Annotated in this window: 19 protein-coding genes and 1 pseudogene; 10 read left to right on the forward strand and 10 right to left on the reverse strand. The window is 44.8% G+C overall.

Annotated elements, in window-relative coordinates; genetic code table 11:
* Nucleotides 1–5 precede the first annotated feature (5 nt).
* The 5 genes and pseudogenes from B9G69_RS17185 (at nt 6) to B9G69_RS17205 (ending at nt 3,974) form a co-directional block, all read left to right on the forward strand.
* Nucleotides 6–539, forward strand: coding sequence for a hypothetical protein (locus B9G69_RS17185; protein WP_265437867.1), 534 nt, complete (start codon nt 6–8; stop codon nt 537–539).
* Nucleotides 536–2,494: pseudogene (gene acnA / locus B9G69_RS17190) on the forward strand (aconitate hydratase AcnA); the annotation flags it as partial. The gene B9G69_RS17185 and the pseudogene acnA, both read left to right, overlap by 4 nt.
* Nucleotides 2,495–2,617: 123 nt before the next feature.
* Nucleotides 2,618–3,091, forward strand: coding sequence for a hypothetical protein (locus tag B9G69_RS17195; RefSeq protein WP_088615425.1), 474 nt, complete (start codon nt 2,618–2,620; stop codon nt 3,089–3,091).
* Between the two features lie 56 nt (nt 3,092–3,147).
* Nucleotides 3,148–3,402: a hypothetical protein gene (locus B9G69_RS17200; RefSeq protein ID WP_088615424.1), complete on the forward strand. Its 255-nt coding sequence runs from the start codon at nt 3,148–3,150 to the stop codon at nt 3,400–3,402.
* Nucleotides 3,403–3,674: 272 nt separating this feature from the next.
* Nucleotides 3,675–3,974, forward strand: coding sequence for a hypothetical protein (locus B9G69_RS17205; RefSeq protein ID WP_088615423.1), 300 nt, complete (start codon nt 3,675–3,677; stop codon nt 3,972–3,974).
* A 43-nt stretch (nt 3,975–4,017) separates the two neighbouring features.
* On the opposite strand, the gene B9G69_RS17210 is transcribed toward B9G69_RS17205, so the two are convergent.
* The 9 genes from B9G69_RS17210 to B9G69_RS17250 all read right to left on the reverse strand — a co-directional run bounded on the left by B9G69_RS17210 (nt 4,018) and on the right by B9G69_RS17250 (nt 15,980).
* Nucleotides 4,018–4,461: a hypothetical protein gene (locus tag B9G69_RS17210; RefSeq protein WP_088615422.1), complete on the reverse strand. Its 444-nt coding sequence runs from the start codon at nt 4,459–4,461 to the stop codon at nt 4,018–4,020.
* Nucleotides 4,461–5,477, reverse strand: coding sequence for a hypothetical protein (locus tag B9G69_RS17215; RefSeq protein WP_088615421.1), 1,017 nt, complete (start codon nt 5,475–5,477; stop codon nt 4,461–4,463). Before B9G69_RS17215 ends, B9G69_RS17210 begins: the two co-directional genes overlap by 1 nt.
* Nucleotides 5,478–5,552: 75 nt before the next feature.
* The gene (locus B9G69_RS17220) at nt 5,553–7,595 is read right to left on the reverse strand and encodes a S9 family peptidase (RefSeq protein WP_254916861.1); all 2,043 of its coding nucleotides are present in this window, start codon (nt 7,593–7,595) and stop codon (nt 5,553–5,555) included.
* A 52-nt stretch (nt 7,596–7,647) separates the two neighbouring features.
* Complete coding sequence (locus B9G69_RS17225) at nt 7,648–9,189, reverse strand: hypothetical protein (RefSeq protein ID WP_141096923.1); 1,542 nt, start codon at nt 9,187–9,189, stop codon at nt 7,648–7,650.
* 85 nt (nt 9,190–9,274) lie between these two features.
* The gene (locus B9G69_RS17230; RefSeq protein WP_088615418.1) at nt 9,275–10,213 is read right to left on the reverse strand and encodes an NmrA family NAD(P)-binding protein; all 939 of its coding nucleotides are present in this window, start codon (nt 10,211–10,213) and stop codon (nt 9,275–9,277) included.
* Between the two features lie 154 nt (nt 10,214–10,367).
* On the reverse strand, nt 10,368–12,062 hold the full coding sequence (recN, locus tag B9G69_RS17235) for a DNA repair protein RecN (RefSeq protein WP_088615417.1): 1,695 nt from the start codon (nt 12,060–12,062) through the stop codon (nt 10,368–10,370).
* A gap of 2 nt (nt 12,063–12,064) precedes the next feature.
* Nucleotides 12,065–12,970, reverse strand: a complete 906-nt coding sequence (locus tag B9G69_RS17240) for an NAD(+)/NADH kinase (protein ID WP_088615416.1) — start codon at nt 12,968–12,970, stop codon at nt 12,065–12,067.
* A complete protein-coding gene (locus B9G69_RS17245; RefSeq protein WP_088615415.1) occupies nt 12,970–15,000 on the reverse strand; it encodes a M3 family metallopeptidase in 2,031 nt (676 codons plus the stop codon). Before B9G69_RS17245 ends, B9G69_RS17240 begins: the two co-directional genes overlap by 1 nt.
* A 269-nt stretch (nt 15,001–15,269) precedes the next feature.
* Nucleotides 15,270–15,980, reverse strand: coding sequence for a hypothetical protein (locus B9G69_RS17250; protein ID WP_176400951.1), 711 nt, complete (start codon nt 15,978–15,980; stop codon nt 15,270–15,272).
* 237 nt (nt 15,981–16,217) lie between these two features.
* Between B9G69_RS17250 and B9G69_RS17255 the strand changes: the two genes are divergently transcribed.
* The 5 genes from B9G69_RS17255 to B9G69_RS17275 all read left to right on the forward strand — a co-directional run bounded on the left by B9G69_RS17255 (nt 16,218) and on the right by B9G69_RS17275 (nt 19,857).
* Complete coding sequence (locus B9G69_RS17255; RefSeq protein ID WP_254916860.1) at nt 16,218–16,727, forward strand: hypothetical protein; 510 nt, start codon at nt 16,218–16,220, stop codon at nt 16,725–16,727.
* A 6-nt stretch (nt 16,728–16,733) separates the two neighbouring features.
* Nucleotides 16,734–17,477 (forward strand): hypothetical protein, encoded by a 744-nt coding sequence (locus B9G69_RS17260; protein WP_088615413.1) that lies wholly within the window; start codon nt 16,734–16,736, stop codon nt 17,475–17,477.
* 108 nt (nt 17,478–17,585) lie between these two features.
* Entirely contained in the window at nt 17,586–18,794 is a 1,209-nt protein-coding gene (locus B9G69_RS17265) for a hypothetical protein (RefSeq protein ID WP_088615412.1), read from the forward strand.
* Between the two features lie 109 nt (nt 18,795–18,903).
* Nucleotides 18,904–19,242, forward strand: coding sequence for a DUF2388 domain-containing protein (locus B9G69_RS17270; protein WP_088615411.1), 339 nt, complete (start codon nt 18,904–18,906; stop codon nt 19,240–19,242).
* Between the two features lie 126 nt (nt 19,243–19,368).
* Entirely contained in the window at nt 19,369–19,857 is a 489-nt protein-coding gene (locus tag B9G69_RS17275; RefSeq protein WP_088615410.1) for a hypothetical protein, read from the forward strand.
* 83 nt (nt 19,858–19,940) lie between these two features.
* Here the strand turns inward: B9G69_RS17275 and B9G69_RS17280 are convergent, their stop codons facing one another.
* Nucleotides 19,941–21,725: an AMP-dependent synthetase/ligase gene (locus tag B9G69_RS17280; RefSeq protein WP_088615409.1), complete on the reverse strand. Its 1,785-nt coding sequence runs from the start codon at nt 21,723–21,725 to the stop codon at nt 19,941–19,943.
* Nucleotides 21,726–21,743: the final 18 nt, after the last annotated feature.

The raw sequence follows: 21,743 nt of genomic DNA on the forward strand, positions 1-21,743 counted from the left end.
TGCGAATGTTGAAAACACATTTTCTAAAAGTGTTGGGTCTTTCTATCGTTTTGACGTCCACAGTGGCGCAAGCGATGTCATTGGATTGGTCGGGCGGCTATCGTGCAGAATGGATCGAAGTAGACAGACCTTCTTTGGGTAATCCTTCTCAACGTAAAGCGTACGGTCTTAATTACTTGTATTTAAATCCAAAAATTATCGCGGCGGACGGTATCAACATCATATCTCGCGTTGATATCTTCAACAGCGATATCTATCCAGGTTCACAATTGGGTGGTATTTGGGGTTCGAACAACTCTGCGAGCACTGCCACTTCCGGAACTCAAGGTTTTGGTAACGTGACGGCAAGCCAGCTCTATTTGAATGTGAATCAAGAATTTGGTTCCTTAGAGTTGGGACGCGTACCCTTCGATTTCGGTATGGGTATGATGTACTCAGGTGGAAAAGGCCCCTTCGATCACTGGTTGAACACTCGTGATATGGTTGCTTACAAAATTATCGTGGGCGACTGGTTCTTGAAACCGATGTTGGGTCGTTAAGCATGTTGATTCCTGAAGTGATTGGCTTCCGTTTGGAAGGTAAACTTAAAGAGGGCACGACGGCTACAGACTTGGTTCTAACAGTTACTCAAATGCTTCGTAAAAAAGGCGTGGTCGGTAAATTCGTTGAGTTCTATGGCCCAGGTTTAGAGGGTCTCTCTTTGGCGGATCGTGCAACCATCGCAAACATGGCTCCTGAGTATGGTGCGACTTGCGGTTTCTTCCCTATTGATGAAGAAACTATGAAGTACCTAAGACTCTCTGGTCGTGACAAAGAAACGGTCGATCTTGTTGAGGCTTATGCCAAAGAAACAGGAATGTGGCGTACAAGTGATGATGAGCATTTCTTTTTCCATGATACGTTGAAATTGAATATGAGCGACGTGGTACCTTCTATTGCAGGTCCTAAACGTCCTCAAGATCGCGTGCTTTTGGATAAAGCCGCAAGCGATTTCACGGCAACGCTTTCTTCAGGATTTAGTGTGGCTGCAGATCATGCACCTAAAGCTAAATACAATACACCCGTTGAGGGCTCTAACTATCAGTTAGGCCACGGTGACGTCGTGATCGCTGCGATCACAAGCTGTACAAATACTTCGAATCCTTCTGTGATGATGGGGGCGGGGTTAGTTGCTAAGAAAGCCGTTGAAAAAGGTTTGAAAGTAAAACCTTGGGTGAAAACTTCTTTGGCTCCGGGATCACAAGTCGTCACTGATTATCTTGAAAATTCAGGTTTGCAAAAATATCTGGATCATTTGGGATTTAATCTGGTGGGTTATGGATGCACTACATGTATCGGTAACTCGGGTCCATTGCCAGAACCGATTTCCCATGCGGTGGAAAAAGGCAATCTTGTCGTAGCTTCTGTTTTATCAGGGAATCGCAACTTTGAAGGTCGTATTAATCCAAATGTGAAAGCAAACTACTTGGCATCGCCGATGTTGGTTGTGGCTTATGCGCTGGCGGGCTCCATGCAAATGGATATTACTAAAGATCCGATCGGCGAAGATTCCCAAGGTAAGCCTGTTTTCTTAGACGATATTTGGCCAACAAATAAAGAAATCTATGACGTCGTTAATAAAACGGTTGAAACGAAAATGTTCGACAATCGTTATGGCAATGTATTTGAAGGTACTGAAGATTGGAAAAAAATCCAGACGACGACATCACAAACATATTCTTGGGATGACAGCACGTACATCAAAAATCCTCCATACTTTAAAGGTATGCAGCGTGCTCCGGGGGCATTGGCAGGCGTAACAGGCGCACGTATTCTTGCGATTTTAGGTGATTCCATCACGACAGACCATATCTCTCCAGCGGGCAGTATCAAAAAAGATTCTCCTGCCGGCAAATTTTTGATGAGCAAGGGTGTGCAACCGGTGGATTTCAACTCCTATGGTTCCCGTCGTGGTAACGACGATGTGATGGTGCGCGGTACTTTCGCCAACATCCGCATTAAGAACGAAATGCTTAATGGTGTTGAAGGTGGGATGACGAAGTATGTTCCAACAGGGGAACAGATGTCGATCTTTGATGCTTCAGTGAAATACCAAGCAGACAAAACGCCTTTGATAGTTGTAGCGGGTAAGGAGTACGGTACGGGGTCTTCTCGTGACTGGGCTGCTAAAGGAACAACGTTGTTGGGCATTCGCGCAGTCATCGCTGAAAGCTTTGAGCGTATTCACAGATCTAACCTTGTTGGTATGGGTGTCCTGCCTTTGCAATTCCATGTGGGCATGGATCGCAAAACATTGGGATTAGACGGCACGGAAGTGTTGGATATTGTGGGTATTGAGACGATGAAACCGCAACAGGATATTACGGTCCGAATCACTCGCTCTAACGGTAAAACCGAAGAGATTAAAGTGAAGTCCCGTGTCGATACGGCGGTTGAATTGGAATACCTAAAAAATGGCGGTATTTTGCACTATGTTCTTAGAAAGCTAATGTAAGTTAAATATTTCGTAAAAATTCTGGACAGGCGTTTAATTTTTTTAAACTCCTGTCCAGTTTTCATTTTGTGAGCCCATGGTTTATCGATGACAATAGAGTTGTTACGTAAACGGAGTTACAACTTGAAAGCATTATCGATCTTCATAAGTACATTCGTTCTATCCTTGACTGCCCAAGCGAAAATGCCTGTGCGAGAATTAGATAGCCTGAAGCAAATCATCATCGTCACCCGAGTTGCTATTAACGATCCCAGCAATCCCATCATCAAAAAATGCAACATAAAAATTGAAGGCTTGGAAGAGAGACTTCAACACGCCAAAGACAATGCTAAGAAAAGTTGGAGCAAACAAACTGTCGACAAAGCGGATTTACCATTGCTCAGTAAAGCGATTCACAATTGTTCTTCGCGCTTATCATGTGAAGTTTATGATAGTTACATCACCTCCGTTATGGTTCCGGAGAATCTTGAAAAACAGGTTGAGCCGCTTAAAATTGTTCTAGATACAAATCTGCAAGTTTTAAAACCAGAAGCTTATAAAGCGGGTGTAAAGACAGTGAAAAATCCCTGCACACTTTTAAAGGCGATCATTAAATAAATACAGGTAAACCATTTGATGTTTCTGGCAATTTGATTTCCCTGTATAATAGGGGAATGTATATCGTACCTCCACCTCATCCATTGCTGCCGTCAACACCTAAGCAGGACAAACGGAAACGCCAATTGGTTCGCTTATTTCTTGTTCTTACGATTTTGTTCCTGGGACTTTTTATTTATGAAACAGTGAATGGCTTCGGACTGATCGCTGCTGTCTATGCTGCCGGCGTGATTATTTCGCTCGTGCTATCGGATATGTTTAGACCACCAGTCCGTTCCTTATCGTATATTGAAGTTCCAATTATTAACTAAACAAAAGGTCCTGCCTAAACAGTTCAGTGTTTTAAAACATTGCGTATTTGAGTTATACTCAAAATATGCCGCCACGTAAAAAGCCCAGCCAAGTCGAAGTTTGGATTATGACCAGCGCGTTTGTATCCAGTTGTTTTTGCGGTTTCATGTTTTTTTGGAGCGTGATTGACCAATTTGATTCGACGGCAACTATGTATGGGATTGGAGTCATGATTTCGTCCTATATCGGAGTTAAAGTTGCTGGTCCGAAAAGACCTGCGTAAAGTAAATCTATGCAAACAAACCGTCAGATTTTAGTGCGTGAAATTATTTGGACATTCGTTCTTGTTATATTGAATCCCTTTAACTTGATTGCTTTGTATAGCTATAAGACGGGAAAAGTTTTTGTAGGTATGGAACACGCACAAAGCCCCGACATGCTAAAGGCCTTTGTCTTTCCAACAATTGTATATGCGATCGTGTGGTTGATTCTTAAAAAATGGAAGCGTTGGAGCTATTGGAATCTTTATTTCTTTTCATTCCTGGGCGCCATCGCTATCTACTACGTGCTGTTCAAGTACGCATTAAGCTAATTTTCAGCCCGGGCCCTGTCCCGCCCGGATGAGCGATGCCGACTTACTGAAGCGTCGCCAGCATATTCGCCAATTGAGTCATACGCGCCGACGTCGAGTTTTTAAGACCAATGCACGAAGCCTGTACGAATTTGTTTCCCTGATACAGTTGAATATTCGCACGAGGGCAACTTTGTACGTTGTTGCCTTTCAAGGAGGCGATCTCGCGGCTTTGTGTATTAAAGAATGAAAAATTCGTGTCCGTCAAAGTGCCGATCGTAGGTTGTCCACCTTTACTAACTGCATAGAATTTTCCACGTTGATCTTGCCACACCGTAAAGTGTGATTTCTGCTGACCAAATACGACGGTGACACGAAAACCATTAAATGATGTCGACTTTTTAGGGGAGGCCTTTGGAGCGGAGGCTCTTCGTTGAACACCTTGTTTTTGAGGTGCCGACCACGCAAGGGCAGGGACTAAGATCAGAAGAGTTAGAAGGTATTTCATTATTTAACTCCTCCTTGAGAATTTGCTGGGGTTGTCGTACCGCCACCGGAACCCGCTGCTTTCGGTTGTCCTATAACTTTAGCCATTGCATCGGGATTACTTCCATCGCAATAAGCATAGGCAGCTTTGTTATAGCATCCTAACTTATTTCTTAATGTTGGATTTGTTCCTACGATTGAGTTCATACGACGTTGAAAACTAAGATCTTCGGAGAACCCATCGTCAGGTCTGTCGAAAGAACACTCGCTGTTATAGGAGTTCGCAATTCCTTGACGCCATTGAGAGGCAGTCAGATTTTCTTTATTGTTTTCATGAGAATCGTACTTCTGAGAAATATAATCGGTCACAACTTCTGTGGTAAGCCAGTCCGAGACTGAGCGAGTGACCTGATCGTCTGTGCAGAATTTCGTTTCTTTGAAAGCTTTACTGCCATCGCGTTTGGCACCCGCAGTGTTTTCCGAGCGCAAGCAAGAGATAAGTCCTTTGATAGGATACTCCTTTTCGCTTTGCTCTAAAGATTCATTCTTTTCACGGGGGCGCGGAATTATATTATTTATGCCGCAAGGATTGATCATCTCAGACAATTCCGATGCAATCATTTTTGCGACAACAAACTCAGACATTCCCGGTTTTGCTTTGCACAGATAAAATACATTGTCTGAGTGAGTGTAAAAGGAATTCGGCCACAGGGATTCATCAAGCCTGTTGCTGAGCTGTTCGCATTCCGTCGAAAATTTCATCTTCGAGATCTTAGCCAAAATAGTGGTGCGAGCAGTTTCTTCTAACGGCAGTGAAGAGATCTTTTTAATGAAAGCTTTTTGAACTGCGGGAAATGTTTCTGTTTTCAGTGTTTCCGTGAATTCGGATTTACTAGCTTTAACACTGCCTACTGAAGTCCCATCACTGGCCACCACCGCGTTGCAAGTGAATGCGGCGATGTCACTGCAGCTGTTATCGTTTTGCGCGTGTGCTTGAAAAGCAAGGATCAAACTGAGAGTTAGAAACGTCTTATTCATAACTCTCAGTTTAAGTTTTAATGGAAATTTCGTCTATTAAAGTGGTCTGGAAGGGGTGAATTCCAGACCAGGAAATTACTTCCTACCTTCCATTTGCAGAATGAAGGCGAATTCAGTCGCGGTGTCCTTAAGGGCGTCAAAGCGTCCAGATGCTCCACCGTGTCCCGCATCCATATCGGTTTTAAGCAAGATGACGGAGTCACCTTGGTTATGATCACGCAATTTAGCTACCCATTTTGCTGGTTCCCAGTACTGGACCTGGGAATCATGCAAACCTGTGGTTACCAAAACATTTGGATATTTTTGATCCTTTACATTGTCATACGGTGAATACGCACGGATGTAATTGTAGGCTTCTTGTTCGTTGGGGTTGCCCCACTCGTCGTACTCGCCTGTTGTTAATGGAATTGTTTCGTCCAGCATTGTCGTGATCACGTCTACAAAGGGAACTTGCGCGACAACACCATGATACAGGTCAGGACGTAAATTCATCACTGCACCCACTAACAAACCACCAGCACTGCCACCCATCGCATAGACGTGGCCTTTTTTTGCGTACTGCTGTTTTAAAAGACCTTCAGTCACATCGATGAAATCAAAAAATGTGTTCATTTTCTTTTTGGTACGACCCGTGTCATACCATTCACGACCCATTTCAGAACCGCCGCGAATGTGTGCTTTTGCAAACACGAAACCGCGATCAATCAAGCTAAAAAAGGAAGAGCTAAACCAAGGGTCCATGTTAGCGCCATAAGAACCATATCCGTAAACCAACATCGGCGCTGAACCATCCGCATGGAAATCTTTTTTCATCAATAATGACACGGGAACTTTCACGCCGTCTCGGGCTGTGATGAAAACTCGTTCGGTGCGGTACTTATTCGGATCAAATCCTGGCACCTCGCGAGTTTTACGCAGGTGTTGTTCATGCGATTTCATGTTGATGTCGTAAACGCTTGGGGGTAGGCGCATGGATTCATATTCAAAACGCAGCCACTCGGTATCGAATTCACGATTATCGCCAACTCCAGCCATAAAGCTCTGGTCAGAAAACGGGATCACATAGGGATTGTTACCGTGGATGTCGCGAATTTCAATCTCAGTCAAACCATTGCGACGTATATCCAAAACCAAGTTATTTTTAAAGACTGTGATATCGGAAATATAAGTATCGTTGCGGTGTGGAATCAGCTCTTTCCAATCAGCGACGTTGGTGTGACCGGGTTTTGCAGTCATTACGCGATAATTCTTAGCTTCTTTATTTGTCGTAATATAAAACTGATTTCCGTCATCGTTTACCGCATATTCAAGTTCTCTATGGCGGGGAGCAAAAAGCTTGAACGTATCGTGGGGTTTATCAGAAGGCAGATAATAAACCTCGCTGGTCAAAGTCGCTTGGGATGTGATGTAGATAAACTTACGGCTTAATGATTTTAAAACATAGCAGCTAAAAGTTTCGTCTTTTTCGTGATAAACGAGATCTTTCTTTTGTGTTTTAATATTGTAGCGATAGATTTTTTCCGAACGAAGAGTCTCGGGATTTTGTTGAGCATAAAAAACAGTTTCGTTGTCGTCAGCCCACACCAAATTTCCTGTAGCCTTTTCAATCACGTTCGGCAACAGTTTGCCAGTCTTCAAATCTTTGAAGCGGATATCATAAAAACGGCGACCCACGGTATCTTCACCATAAGCCATCATCATCTGATTGGGACTGATGCGTGGCCCTGTCGAATCGTAATAGCTATGGCCTTTGGCTAATTCAGGTTCATTGATCAGAATCTCTTCAGCGTCACCCTGAAGCCCCGTACGAACGAATAAGGGGTATTGCTGACCGGTTTGATAACGAGTCGAATACAAGTAATCGCCCATTTTAGCTGGATAACTCGAGTCATCCTCCTTGATACGACCTTTCATTTCTTGAAAAATCTTTTCTTGAAGATCTTTGCTCGGCGCCATGATTTTTTCTGTGAATTGGTTTTCTTGAGTCAGATAATCGATGACTTTGGGATTTTCGCGATCACGCAACCAGAAATAATTGTCGACACGAGTATCGCCAAACTTTTCCATTGTATGAGGTGTTTTCGTGGCTTTCGGATAATCTTGAGGAAATTTGTGCATGCAGGAAACTCCAAACAATACCAATAGGGGATAAAGAAACATCTTCATCCTGTTATGGTAAGTTTTGAAGAATTCCTAAATCAAGTCGTCCTGCGTTTTGACGAACGGACCGGCAAGCACGCTCAAAGAAAGCACTCATGCCTTCTCGGCGTTGGTTTTTATAGAAATACATTCGGTCGCCACCAGCAAGTTTGGACAGCATAGGAGTGGCAGTGAACAGCATTTGAGCGTCTTTGGCCCACGATGAGCAGGAAGTGCGGTTCATTGAATCACGGAAATCAGAATTTATGCTTTTTGCAGCTTCGTTTGAAAATTTGGTGCGCACACGTTTGCTAAAATCGACTTCAGTGTCACCTTTGAACGCGATCGCGTTCAATTGCTGGTCACTCAGCAAAGAGCCATCAAGCTTTTTCCCTTTGCTATACTTTTCAAGTTGCAGACGTTGTAAAGCGCGGCTGGTGCAATTGCTGGCAGTCCCGGCTTCACCCATCATTACTTTCACCAGTGTTTCTAGGCAAATCTCTTGAGCTTGTGCGATGAACTTACTATCCAAGTTGTTCGCATTTTTTCGGGCCTTAGCTAATGCCCCTGCATAAGCGACATCGTTTGCTTCCCTCTTAACTTCCGTGCGAGATTTCGAAGTCAGACATGCTTGGGAGGAAAGATACTCTTTACCGTCGAAGACACGTTGCTTGAGGAAATCGTATTTCTCAGAGTGAGAGGATTTCATCATGGCTCCACCAAAACGGTAAGCAGTCACACTTTCCGCAAAGTCTTCACGTGGATTGGTTTTACCATAGGATGAAACAGCTTTAGAAGGGTCGACTAAAACAAAGTCCTGTACAGGACGGCCATTTCTGTCCGTGCGATTTCGCGCCCGCCAGCCGGCGACCTTTAACCATGGAGCTGACTCATCCACATTATCTTTACGGGCTACAACGTGTCCCAGTTCGTGCAAAAGCGTTTGTTGGCGCTCTGCCTGGGAAAGCTCGTTCCACATGTCGTAAATTTCCATGGTGGAGTTTGCGACGCTTTCACCCACCGGCAACCGCATGCGATCCCCACGTTTAACGTGAACCAATTTACGGTTATAATCCAGTGGATAAAGTTCGATAGGGTAATCAGAAAGAGCCGTCAGCACGTCGTCCAACTCGTCGGATCTCCACAAAGACGCCTTGGCTGTGCGCAAATGAGAGCCATTGAAACCATAGCGTTTCAGCATGAACAAAATTTGAACCCCTACGCGCGGCCCATAGATAGCCTGAACTGAACAAAGAACCTTGTCACAGTTAGACTTTAAAACCAGGGGCTGAGCCCCCTTCATGCTGATATCGTAGGAATGCAGATCGCGGAAAAGCTGTAACAATTCGGGGTCTTCATCTTTGAATGAAATTCCATATAAAGTTTCGGATTTTTTATTCAGACTGGAGGGCTGCAAGAAGTTCAGCATCTCAGCATCCGTAGGAGGACGGTGATTCTTACAAGGGGCACCAGCTACCTGTTCTGGGGACACAGCCCACCATCCAGTCGGTTCCGTGGCAAAGCTCAGCGATGAGCACAACAAAATGCAAATAAAACCGAGCCACGTCGTCATTCAAAACCTTGTCAGAGATTGGACAAGGTTCTGAATGAAAACGAATTGGAAATCAACACAATAAAAGAGTCAAATTCATTAAAAACTAGGGGTGAGCCTCAAATGAACTTGAACTCGAACGTCGTGCATTTTGGGCTGTTAAGGCCTGGTTATAGGCATCCAAAAAGGTGGTGCGAGCGAACTTTTCAATGGATGTTACCGTGGAATTATTTTTATCGCGGGCATAACTGGACGCTAACAGGCCATTTCCTGCAGCATGATCCAATTCTATCATTGCGTCAGCCATGCTTTCTGACATCCCCGACCCCACCAGATAGTTACGAAGCTCTGTATCAGGAACCTCGGCATACTCGAGAGTAGGTTTGCCGATGGTTTGCCCTAAAACGCGAGCAATTTCGCGGTAACTTAAAGTGCGCTCCCCCAGGACGTATTCCACGTTATGCGAGCGGAAAGTGGGATTCGCTAATAGGAAAGCGGCACGAGCCGCGACATCTTTGGTTGCCACTAAATCGACCGGTGCATCCTCTGGAATAATTCCAAAGATTTTATCCATCGCCATTATCGTAGGGATTTCTGCAGTCAGGTTTTCCATGTAATAAGCGGGCCGCAAATGGACAATATTTAATCCCGAAATATTATTAAGTCGTTGTTCTTGATCGTGAAGAGCCAACACGGGACCTGTTCCACTTTCCAGATCTGCCCCCGCACTGCTTAAATTTACGATATGCTTGATGCCTGATTCCTCAATGGCTTCGGCGATCACCTCACCCACTTTGTTGGCACTAAAACGCTGTTCCAGGGCTTTGTAATCGGGAGGAATCATGACGAAGGCGGCAGAGCATTCTCGCAAAGCATGCATCATCGTATCGACGCTGTTCGCATCTCCGACGATGATGTCAGCGCCTGCGAATTTTTCTGGTTCTGAAAAGTGTCGCGCTAAAACGCGGACTTCGTGGCCTTGAGAAAGCAGTTCGGTTGCAACCTTAGAACCCACATGACCAGTGGCACCCATCACGAGAATCATATCAAGCCTCCCATTTGTAATATTTAAATTCTAAGGGGAGGCGACAACATTGGGGAGGTTTTGAAAGCTTGTATATTCACATGGTCGTGCAAAGTACGGACACACTTTCTCCATCCAGCTTGGCTGTTCATGGAGAAAGTGTTTCTGATGCGAACTACTTGGCCTCGACCAAGAGTTGTTCGGCGTGAGCAACGGAAGTTTTTGAAATCTTCTCACCAGAGATCAGGCGGGCAATTTCTTGAACGCGATCTTTTTGTTTAAGCTCAGACACCAACATCGCCACAGATTCTTTCTGAGGAGATTTTTGGATAAAGAAGTGTGTATCGCCAAACGCTGCGACCTGTGGCAAATGAGTGACACAGATAACTTGCTGGCCTTTTGCAATTGTTTTCAGTTTACGGCCGACTTTTTCTGCCGTTTCGCCAGACACGCCCGTATCGACCTCATCGAACAGGTAAGTGCGAGGCTGATTGCTAGAGCCCACAACACGTTTTAGCGAAAGCAAGATACGAGAAAGCTCGCCGCCCGAGGCAAACTTTGCCAAAGGACGTTTTACGTCTTTCGCAGATGTTTGACTGAGGAATTCAACATCACTGATGCCCGTAGAGCTGAGTTCTGACATTTTTTCGATTTGAACGTGGAAGGTGACACCTTTCATATTCAGATCCAAAAGTTCCGCATTCACGCTTTCTGCCAAAAGGTCTGCACCCTTGGCGCGGCGTTTGTGAAGATCTTGTCCCAAAGTTTCAAGCTCTTTAAGTAGTACCGCCGCCTCTTTGCGCAGAGATTCAATTTTGACATCCGAGTTTTGCAAGTTAGAGATTTCAATTTCCATCTCCATCAAGGCTTTTAAGATATCGTTGACGGAAGCACCGTATTTCTTCTGCAACTTACGAAGATCGCTTAAGCGGCCTTCAGTTTCTTCAAGACGTTGAGGATCAGCGTCGATTTTATTCGCGTAATTGCGAAGCTCGAAAACACTTTCGTCGATCAATGCTTGGGCTTGCTCCAATAGTTCAAGCTTGGCGCCGATTTGAGGATCCAGGCTTGCAAGCTCCAATCCTTTTTTCATCACCATTTTCAATCGGCTGATGGCAGAATCATCGTCCGTGTAAAGAGCTGACTCTGCCTGGTCCACAAACGAACCAATGCGATTGGCGTTCTTAAGTTTTTTAACTTCAGTTTCAAGTTCAATATCTTCACCTGGAGAAAGATCCAAGTTCGCGATCTCGTCACGTTGATAGATCAAAAAATCCAAACGCTGAGCTTTCTGTTTAGCATCGCTTTCAAGCTTTTTGATCTCTTCAAAGATTCCGTAGTAACGATTGTACTTTTCGGTGAATAAAAGGCGCTTGTCCCAAGTCCCCGCATACTGATCCAGCAAATCCAAATGATAAGCCTTGGACATTAAGTTGCGGTTTTCATGTTGGCCCGTCATTTCGATCAGCGGCGCAGAATGACCAGCCAGCTCCACGAGTGGAGCAACAATGTCACGAAGGCTGTTCAGCGTGCTTAAAGAACCATTCAGGTAAACTTTAGATTTATCGCCATTGCTTAGAACGCGACGAACAATCAAGATGTCTTCGTCAGCGTCGATACCCATGTCTTTTAGGTTATTTAAAATATCAGGACGTTTGCTGATATCAAAAGAACCCTCGATCGTGGCTTGGTTTGAGCCCGTGCGGATTGTATCACTGGAGCCTTTGCCACCCATCAATAAGGAGAGGCTTTTTAACAGAACCGATTTACCCGCACCGGTTTCACCAGACAAAATGTTAAGTCCGTCTTTGAATACGATATGAAGATTTTCGATGATCGCAAAATTTGAAACTTTAAGCTCTAAAAGCATAATTAAGTCCGATCTCCAAATTTAAGTTTTTCACGAAGCAAGTTGAAATAGTTGTGATCAGGATGTCTGACCATCCAATGATCATAGTGAGAGCGAGTCAGGACAACCGTGTCGTCAGCGTTTAACTCTGAAACTTTTTGTCCATCGACGATGAAGTGGGCCGTCTGGGTTTTTCCATCAAGCTTAAAAGACAATTCGTTTTTGTCAGGAACAATCAGGGGGCGAGACGTTAAACTGTGCGGAGCCACCGGTGTAACCACCAGGACCTGTGCTTCAGGATGCAGAATGGGACCGCCAGCAGCTAAGTTATAGGCTGTGGAACCCGAAGGACTAGCTACGATAAAACCATCGGCCTTTACTTCGCTCACCAAGTGTTTGTCAGAATAAATCGCCGTATTGATCAATTGGGAGTGAGAACCCCTTTCGATCACCACGTCATTCAGCGCATGAAATTCCGCACGAAGTTTACCTTTGCGTTTGATTTTTGTATGGATCATGGAGCGGGGACGGAGTTCCATCTGTCCACTTAAAGTGTCTTGAATCACTTCAAGCGCTGAATCCGCATTATGCGCTGTCAGAAATCCCAGGTTCCCCATGTTGAAACCCAAGATAGGAACATCCCGGCCCTCAAGCAGGCGAACAGCACGAAGATATGTTCCGTCACCGCCAAGAACGATAACCAACGACAATGAATCGAGTTGTTTTTTAGTTGTAGCTGTTCTGGTTCCAGCCACCACTTTTTGTTTGGGAGCTGTGAACACTTGGTGACCTTGTTTCTTTAGAAACTCGGCCACCTTTTTCGCCAAGGCCACTGCCTTTGCAGTTTCAAGGCGATACACCAAAGCGATATTGCTTTGGCTTGGAATCACTAACTGACTTTTCGATCTCATCATCGCGGTCTTTTTCATTAAATCAATCCGTCACGTCTTAGCAATGCATTTGGATCTGGTTCGCGGCCACGGAATTTTTTGTAAAGTTCCATTGGATGCTCAGTTCCACCTTTGCTCAAGATAAATTCTTTGAACCTACGAGCCACTTCCGGAGAGAACAAGCCCTCCTCTTTGAAGTATTCAAATGCGTCCGCATCCAAAACCTCAGCCCATTTGTAAGAGTAGTATCCTGCAGAGTATCCGCCTGCAAAGATGTGGCTGAAGCTGCAAGAGCTATTCGTGCCAGGCACCTTAGGGAACAAACGAGTTTCGGCCGTTGCTTGCTCTTCGAAGGTATCCACATCTTTGATCAATGAAGGATCCGCTGTATGCCAAGCCATATCCATCATGCCGAACTGCAATTGGCGGCATGAAGCGTAACCTGCTTGGAATTTTTGAGAAGCTTTAAGCTTGTTGATCAATTCAACCGGCATTGGTTCGTTTGTTTCATAGTGACGAGCAAACAAATCCAAACCTTCTTTTTCACCAGCCCAGTTTTCCATGATTTGTGAAGGAAGCTCCACGAAATCCCAGTAAACATTTGGACCGCTCAAAGATTGGTAAGTCACATCAGACAACATTCCGTGCAAAGCATGACCGAACTCATGGAATAAAGTGCGAACTTCGTCGTAAGTCAGAAGTGAAGGTTTTGTTGGAGTTGGTTTCGTAAAGTTACAAACGATGGAAACGTGTGGACGTACTAACTTGCCACCCATTAAACCTTGTCCACGGAACTGAGTCATCCATGCGCCACCTTTTTTAGTCTCGCGTGGGAAAAAGTCCGTATAGAACAAGCCCATATAGTTATTTTTATCATCGTAAATTTCGTAAGCTTTTACCTCGGGATGATAAACCGGGATGTCTTTGTTTTCTTTGAACGTCAATCCGTAAAGCTGTTTCGCGTGTGCAAATACACCCTCGACAACATTTTCAAGTTTGAAGTAAGGACGCAGGTCTTCTTCGTTGAAAGCGTATTTTTCCTCTTTCAATTTTTCAGAGTAGTAACCGAAATCCCACGGCATCAATTCAGGAATTGCATCCAGTTGGGCTGCGAATGCCGCCACTTCAGAAACGTCACGTTGCCCAGCCGCTTTGGAAGCATCCAAAAGTTTGTGCAAGAAAGCGCCAACTGTTTTTGGATCTTTCGCCATACGCTCTGCCAATACGAATTCAGCGTGAGTTTTGAAACCTAGAAGGTTCGCGCGTTTAGAGCGAAGAGTAACGATTTTTTTAACGATTTCTTGGTTGTCGAATTCGCCACCGAAAGCACGTGAAGCATAGGCCTTAGACATTTTTTCGCGCAAAGCACGGTTGTTGGCGTATGTCATGAACGGAAGGTACGAAGGGATTTGCAGATTGAACAACCAACCTTTTTTACCTTTCGCTTGAGCGGCCGCTGCGGCTCCCTCAAGGATGCCCTCTGGAATACCTGCAACATCTTTGTGATCCTCTAAGACCATTTCGAAAGAGTTCGTCGCTTTAAGAACGTTCTCAGAATATTTTGGTCCAAGGACAGACATCTCTTGGTCGATTTGACGAAGGGTCTCTTTGTCTTTATCTGAAAGCAGAGCGCCGTTACGTGCGAAAGACAAATAAGTTTTTTCAAGCAGACGGTTTTGCTCAGGCGTTAGTTTTAGGTTCGCGCGATTGTCGTAAACCGCTTTGACTTTTTTAAAGATCACTTCGTCCAATGAGATATCAGAAGATAGTGCTGTTAATTTTGGATAGATTTCTTTTGCTAATGCTTGGAAAGCTTCATCAGAGTGAGCAGATTCCAAGTTACCATAGATACCAGCAATACGGTCAGCAAGTTCTGAAGCCGTTTCCAGCGCCACGATCGTGTTTTCAAAATCGGGTGTGGCTGTGTTAGCTTTGATTTTTTCGATATTTGATTTCGTAACTTTTACGGCCTCATCCAAAGCGGGCAAGTAGTGCTCAACTTTGATTTGGTCAAAAGGTACCGCTTGGTCTTTTGCCGTGAACGGCATCAAAAGAGGATTGTTCGACATATAAGGGACTCCTGTGTGAGAGCTAATAAAACGCCTCTGGTTATCCCTTGAGAATAGCGCAAAATAAAGGAAAAAAGCCCGTGTTAACGGCTGTGTTTTTTGATTAAAAATAGGGTGCTTTTTAGTGATACTCGGAGACGCACATGCTGCGCCCCAATATGAAAGGGCTCTTAGAGGTGATTCCCGCTAAGAGCCCATGAATGTTGCGGCATATAAACCGGTCAAAACCGGCGAGGAGCGCCGCACTCCTCTTATTTACTATTCAAAAATTAGTAACGGTAACCGAAGCCAACACCTACGCCGACGCTAATACCCGCGCCCACACCGTAACCGTAGCCAGGGTAGCCATAACCCGTGTTGTAGCCATAACCATAACCTGGGTAGTAACCAGTGTTATAGTTGTAGCCTGTGTTGTAACCGTAGCCATAACCACTCACGCAAACACCCAAGTTGCCAGACCCGATCGATTGGCAAGTCGCGCCCGTAGTACCGCAAGAATTTGCTTGGTCGATCAAACAGCTCGTAGCAATACGACCTGTACAGTTCGCACCGTTCCCGTTAGGCATCGCAGAAACCTGTTGGAAATTGTAACCAGATTGAGGTGCATACCCATATGCATTCGCATTGTAGGTATTGTAAGTGAACGAATAGAGCAAATTCCAATTGAAGCCCGCTTGAATACGGTAACAACCCATACCCATGACCGAGTTATATGCTGGTGCGAAACCTACTGGGCATCCACAAGCTCCATACTGTTGAAAGTATGTTTGATAGTTATAGTTCGTTCCACCATAGGGGAACGTATAGGGCTGCCAGCCCGGATAGTTTCCATAAACTGTGTTATTGCAAAGAGTACTTGAAGTAATACAACGAGCATCACCTTGCACCGGAGTCGTCGCCGTGTCGGTACCACCGCCTCCGCCGCCATCTCCGCAAGCTACTACAACCAACGTCATTAAAAACACAAAGAGCCTTTTCATAGGTACTCCTAAAAAAGTAAAATCATCATCATTGCCCTGTAATTCAAGAGGCGTGCCCTGAGTGTCTCATCTTGAAACCCTCTTATATTCGAGCTGAATAGCAGAAATTGCAGGGGTGATGCCGCTTTTGGGCACCTTGCGCCGCAAAAGAGTAGGCAGGCGGGATTTTGGATGGCAGCATTAAAGAGTGGTGGCTCCGATGGAATTGGAGCTTAGACCGATCGAAAGGAATCGATTATGAAATACATGGGATGTTTATTCTCTCTTTTGTTGGCACTTCCGGTAAGTGCAGCAATTCCTAAAAAAACAAATACGGCGGCCCCAAAAATTCTGTCTGGTAAAGGTGAGCTTTACGGTGGATTGGCGGGTTCTGGATTCACTCTTTTGGATGTCAGAAAAACAGCTGCAAAGGGCAAAAAATTAGAGCGCCTGGTTTTCGACGTGGGCGATCAGGCTGGTGGAAAAATGAAGGGCTGGCCTGGATACTTCCACGCAGAGCTAAAAAACAAACCGCAACGTTTGGTTTTGTCTTTTGCGCAAATGCCGAACTCGTTAGTGAACGAGGTTGCTTTGAATCACCGACTTAGAAACTCTGTCGCCATTAAAAATACAGCGATGAACTTGGATCCGGTTGATAACTCTTTGAATCTGACGATGGATTTGAAACAAAATACCAAAGTGCGCGTGTATCAAGTGGCAGGTAAAAAAACGACTTCCAAGGTCGTCGTGGATTTGTTGGCGGAATAATCCCCTATGAGGTTGCTGACAAGTTTGGTCCTTTTATTTTCAGGTGGTGTTGCGGAGGCGCGACTCTTTGATATTAACAAAGAATCCGTGGCCCCGTATTTCACTCTGATGGGAGGGCCTTCAGGCGTTGGTAAATCTGGTTACGAAAATGAAGCCAGCAACATCACTGTTTCTGGGGATTCCAAGTACGTCTATGGCGGGGAGTTTGGTGCCGTTGTTTCGACAAGACCTATGAATCTTACATTTGGAATCGAGTTTTTAAAACCTAATTCTGTTGCGGGATTTTCAGGAGTCGATACAGGCGGTACCCAAGTTTATTCAGGCGACAGTGATATCTTAGGATACGCACCTAAGGTTGGAATTGAACTCAATCTTCACGGCGATAATGAGTCCCGATCTTTTGTGTCAGCAAGTCTTGGATATGTCAGTGTGACCTTAAAAAATTCCTATACCCTCACAGCGGCTGGAACTGCAGCATATCCTGGTGTTGCCACCATGATTGAATCTAAGGGGACGGCCACCGAAATAACCGCAGGTTTGGGGTACGAGGGAGTTTTGTCCGAGCAAACTACTTATGTGTTTCAGTTTGGTTACCGCCAACTGCGTTTCGATAATTTAAAGTACTCTCACGACTACAATACTTTTAATGGTGCGGTTTCTAGCGGCGACACCGTGAAGAATGGCGCATCGAATCGCGAACTGAATCTTTCAGGCGGCTACCTTTCTTTAGGCTTTCGTTTCTATATGTAATTGCTGAATCAACCGAAAAATAAGGGCCTTAGATTGCAAAATTCTAAGGACCTTCATCTTTGGCAACATGCTATAGCCTGTGCTCCTTTTAGAAATGGAGCCAAAGCTATGTTCAAAAAATGGATTTATTCTTTATTGTCTCTGGGGCTTGTTCTGGCAGTTCAAAATGCCTCTGCATATATCGTGGCAACAGAGCCTTCACGCATCGATCCCAATGTCCCAACGGATGTTTTCATTGCGGGTTTTGGCGGGGATCAAGGCAATCAATTTACTCATTCTGCAGTTTTGGCGGCAAAAATTTCTCGAGATCGCTTTCCACAAAGACAGCGCGTGATCATCGCGGCGGTAAACAGCAGCGCGGGTTATGAAGGCAGCCTGCTGGAAAAGGGCGGATTGACTCTTCGTCGTGCTGATAAGGATCATTTAACGGGGGATCGTTTGGTTGCAACACTTCAGAGTCTTGAGGTGCGCGCAAGTTCCATGCAGTTTTATGGTCATGCCAATACATACAACGGCTTCCGTTTGCAAACGAAGTATAAACGTTTAGATCATGACGATGCGGCGTTTGCCCAGTTGGGTCGCTTTATCAGATCCGATGGTTTCGCAGTGATTCACTCTTGCAATTCTGCTTGGTTCTTAGCACCGACGGCCGCTCGTTTGTGGAATCGTCCTGTATTTGGTTCTTTCGCAGGATCTAATTTCCAAAATTTGAAAAACGATGGGCACTGGTACTATAACGATCCGGGTTTCTATCCCTCCAATATGTCATGGAAGGACAGCACATCTCAGTTGACGAAAAATACGGTCAGCTGTGCAGATGGTCGTTGTGTGCGCTTAAAGCCCGTAAATATCACTTATCACGATTCATTTGGTAACTTCAGTCGCGGTCTTGGATTCTATAAAGTGTTTGCACCAGACTCTTCAATGATTCCAAGAGCACTGGTTCATTTAACCATGCTTTACCCAACGAGTACTCCGGCCACGCCAACATCTTCACGCGAGGAATTTGTAAAAGCTTTGGCAGATTGGATGTGTCCTTCTGATAGATCTTTAAGCAAATACAACGCTTGTAAAGCAGCCATCGCTAACGAAGAGTTCCGCTCTAAACCTTACTTGAGTTTCTTTGAGGGAACTTCAATTGCGTGCAACAACTCAAGCTGCAACACCAAAGTAAAATGTAAGGCCTTTAAGGTTGTGTTCTCTGTTCCCTGCAGAACATATGATGTGGCAGAGGGACGCTCGACAGTTTTCAGTGACACTTTGAAACAAGCCTTTGCTGGTTTCGATCAGCTGCAAAGTGGCGCCATCAGATTTTAATCTAAGGATTTGTTAACTTTTTGGGACCGCAAATATTTCAATTTATCTTTTGAAAATTGAGTACACAGCAAAGTCGAACAATAAAAGCCTCCTTAACTTGGAGGCTTTTATGTTTAGAACTCAATTCGCAGTTATTGCTGCTCTTACTATTTCTTCCGTTTCTGTATTAGCACTTGATAATCAAGATGCAACTCGTGCTGGATTTGCTGCCACTACGATGGCCCCACTTTGGACTATCGTGGGCCCTTTTATAACGACGAAAAATGCAATCTCACCAGAACAATACAAGATGATCCTTGCAGCAAAAGATGATGCAGCTGTCTTCGTTGGCACTGGCGGTGAAATTCGCAATGTTCGTTTGCAACGTGCTTTAGAACTTGTTCGCCAAGCGGCTCCGTCAGCTCCTGCTTCAGATTTGGAAATCGCTGAAGCTATCGTAGCTCTTTAATTGTTATTGTGGTGTCAGGGGTGGAGTTGTTTTCTGTTCCATGGACTGATCAATCCTTTTGATTCGGACTCAATTGGTTGATAGCTGTTTAGTTCCTGAAAATAATTTTCGTGAAAAGGGACTCTCATGAAAACTTTGATTCTGTTCGCTATGACAGCTTTTCCTTTGTCAGCCTTTTGTGCTCCGAAAGTGGGGGATACTGCTGTTTATAGGTATTCTATGCAGAATGGCCAGGACAAGTCCGATGGAAGTGAAACTTGGACCATCACTTCGATCGATACGGAACAAAAGATGGCAACCGTAAACACGCTTCGTGACATTAACGGCGAGCAAACAACACAAACTCAAGTCCTTGATTTAGTGGCTCTGCAAAAAGATAAGTTTTTTGAAGAGTGCATGGATACAAAATCGGGCTATGAACACGAGACGGTGAATGTTGCCGCAGGGACTTTCGACACTTGCATCAGTGGCGACGGAGCGATGATGCCAAGATCTTGGTATGCTGCTAAGGTGACTGTTTTTGGCATGGTGAAAAGCCAACAAACTGCAAATGGCAAAGTTGAGAAGTTTGAACTGAAATCATTCTGTTCTGCTTGCTCTCCGCAAATTAAGTAGCTAGCGCCATAAATATTGCGCTCTATTGCAGCAGCCTATGCCATCATTAAAAACGAAAAGCCCGGTCAGAACCGGGCTTTTTTTTATGCATACATTTTTTCGATTTCGGTGCTGAACTTTTGATCCAGCTTTTTGCGTTTTAGTTTCATGGAAGGAGTTAATTCTCCGTTTTCCACTGTCAGCTCGTTGCGCATGATAATATGTTTTTTGATGCTCTCGTAGCTTGCAAGCTGCGAGTTTGCGTCAGCGACTGCATTACGGATCAATTCTTCAACGAACGGACTTGTCACCAATTCATCCCAAGAACCGAATTTGATACCTTTTTCTTTCGCAAGCATCGTCACAGCTGCTTGATCTGGGAAGATCAATGCCACGATGTATTTCTTTTGATCGCCATGGATCAAGGCATGGGAAATATAAGGGGAGAGGACCAACAAAGTTTCCAAGCGTTGAGGTGCCACGTATTTTCCACCTGCTGTTTTAATCAAATCCTTTTTGCGATCTGTGATACGCAAATCACCGCTTGGCATGATCTCGCCGATGTCGCCCGTGTGGAACCATCCATCAGTGAAAGCTTCCTTCGTAGCATCTGGATTTTGATAGTATTCGCGCATGACTTTCGATGATTTCACAAGGATCTCACCATCCGCTGCGACTTTCAATTCAACGTCACCGATAGGTCGACCTACGCTGCCAAAGCGATAATTGAATGGCGTGTTGACAGTGATAGCTGCAGTGGTTTCTGTCAGGCCGTAACCTTCCAAAATCAAAATACCCGCCGAGTGAAAAAACATAGCGATCTCTTTAGAAATCGGAGCACCACCGCTGATAGCAAAACGCAAACGACCACCAAAGGCCTCTGTGATCTTCCCAAGAACCAGTTTTTTAGCCAGTTCGTATTTAGCCAATAAGCCGATAGGCAGAATTTGACCCGAAAGTTTATATTCACCCACCTCGCGACCCACTTCAACCGCCCAATTGAAAAGTTTCAGTTTCAAGGGCTGAGTTTGGACTTGAGCTAAGATAGCGCTGTGGATTTTTTCAAAGATACGTGGAACTGATACCAGAATGGTCGGGCGTACATCCGCTAAGTTATTGCGAACTTTTTCCAGGGATTCAGCATAGGCCATCGTAAAGCCAATAAACATGTGGCCCCAATGTTCGATACGACCCAAGATGTGCGCGTAAGGCAAGAATGTTAAAGATACGTCTGAAGGAACAGCACCCGCAAACGGGAAAGCTTCGCTGACTTCGTTGAATGCTTGAAGGTGAGTCAAAACCACGCCTTTAGGTAAACCCGTTGTGCCTGACGTATACAGAATCGTCGCCATATCATCTGTTTTCAAGGTTGCGCAAAGATCTCTATAGCATGTGGGATTTTTCGCCAAGTACTCTTGACCGATTTTCATCAGTTGATTCCAAGGCAGGTTTTCGCTCGGAGTGTGAGAAGTATCCATTAAAAGGATTTTCTCCACGTGCGGGCATTTAGACTGAATGGATTCAAAAGTTTTCAAAGGGCCACGGCTTTCACAAATCAAAAAGCGGGCTTTAGAATTATTTAGGATGTATTCAACGTCTTCTGCAATGTTATTTTGGTAGATTGGCACTGTGATGGCTTTGATGCCAAAGATCGCGTAATCGCTGACAGACCATTCGTAACGAGTGTTGGCCATGATGGCTACGCGGTCACCGGGTTTAATACCCAAAGACAAAAGGGCGGCGCCCATTGTTTCGATATCTTGATAGTATTCTTTCCAGGATTTTTCGGTCCACTTGTTGCCGGCTTTAAATTTAATAGCCACGTGTTTGGGATCGCGTGACGTCATTGTCAGAATAGAATGACCAAGGGTCAGAGAATTCGTCTTCATGATGAAATACTCCTGGTT

Source organism: Bdellovibrio sp. SKB1291214 (assembly GCF_002209355.2).
Taxonomy (GTDB): domain Bacteria; phylum Bdellovibrionota; class Bdellovibrionia; order Bdellovibrionales; family Bdellovibrionaceae; genus Bdellovibrio.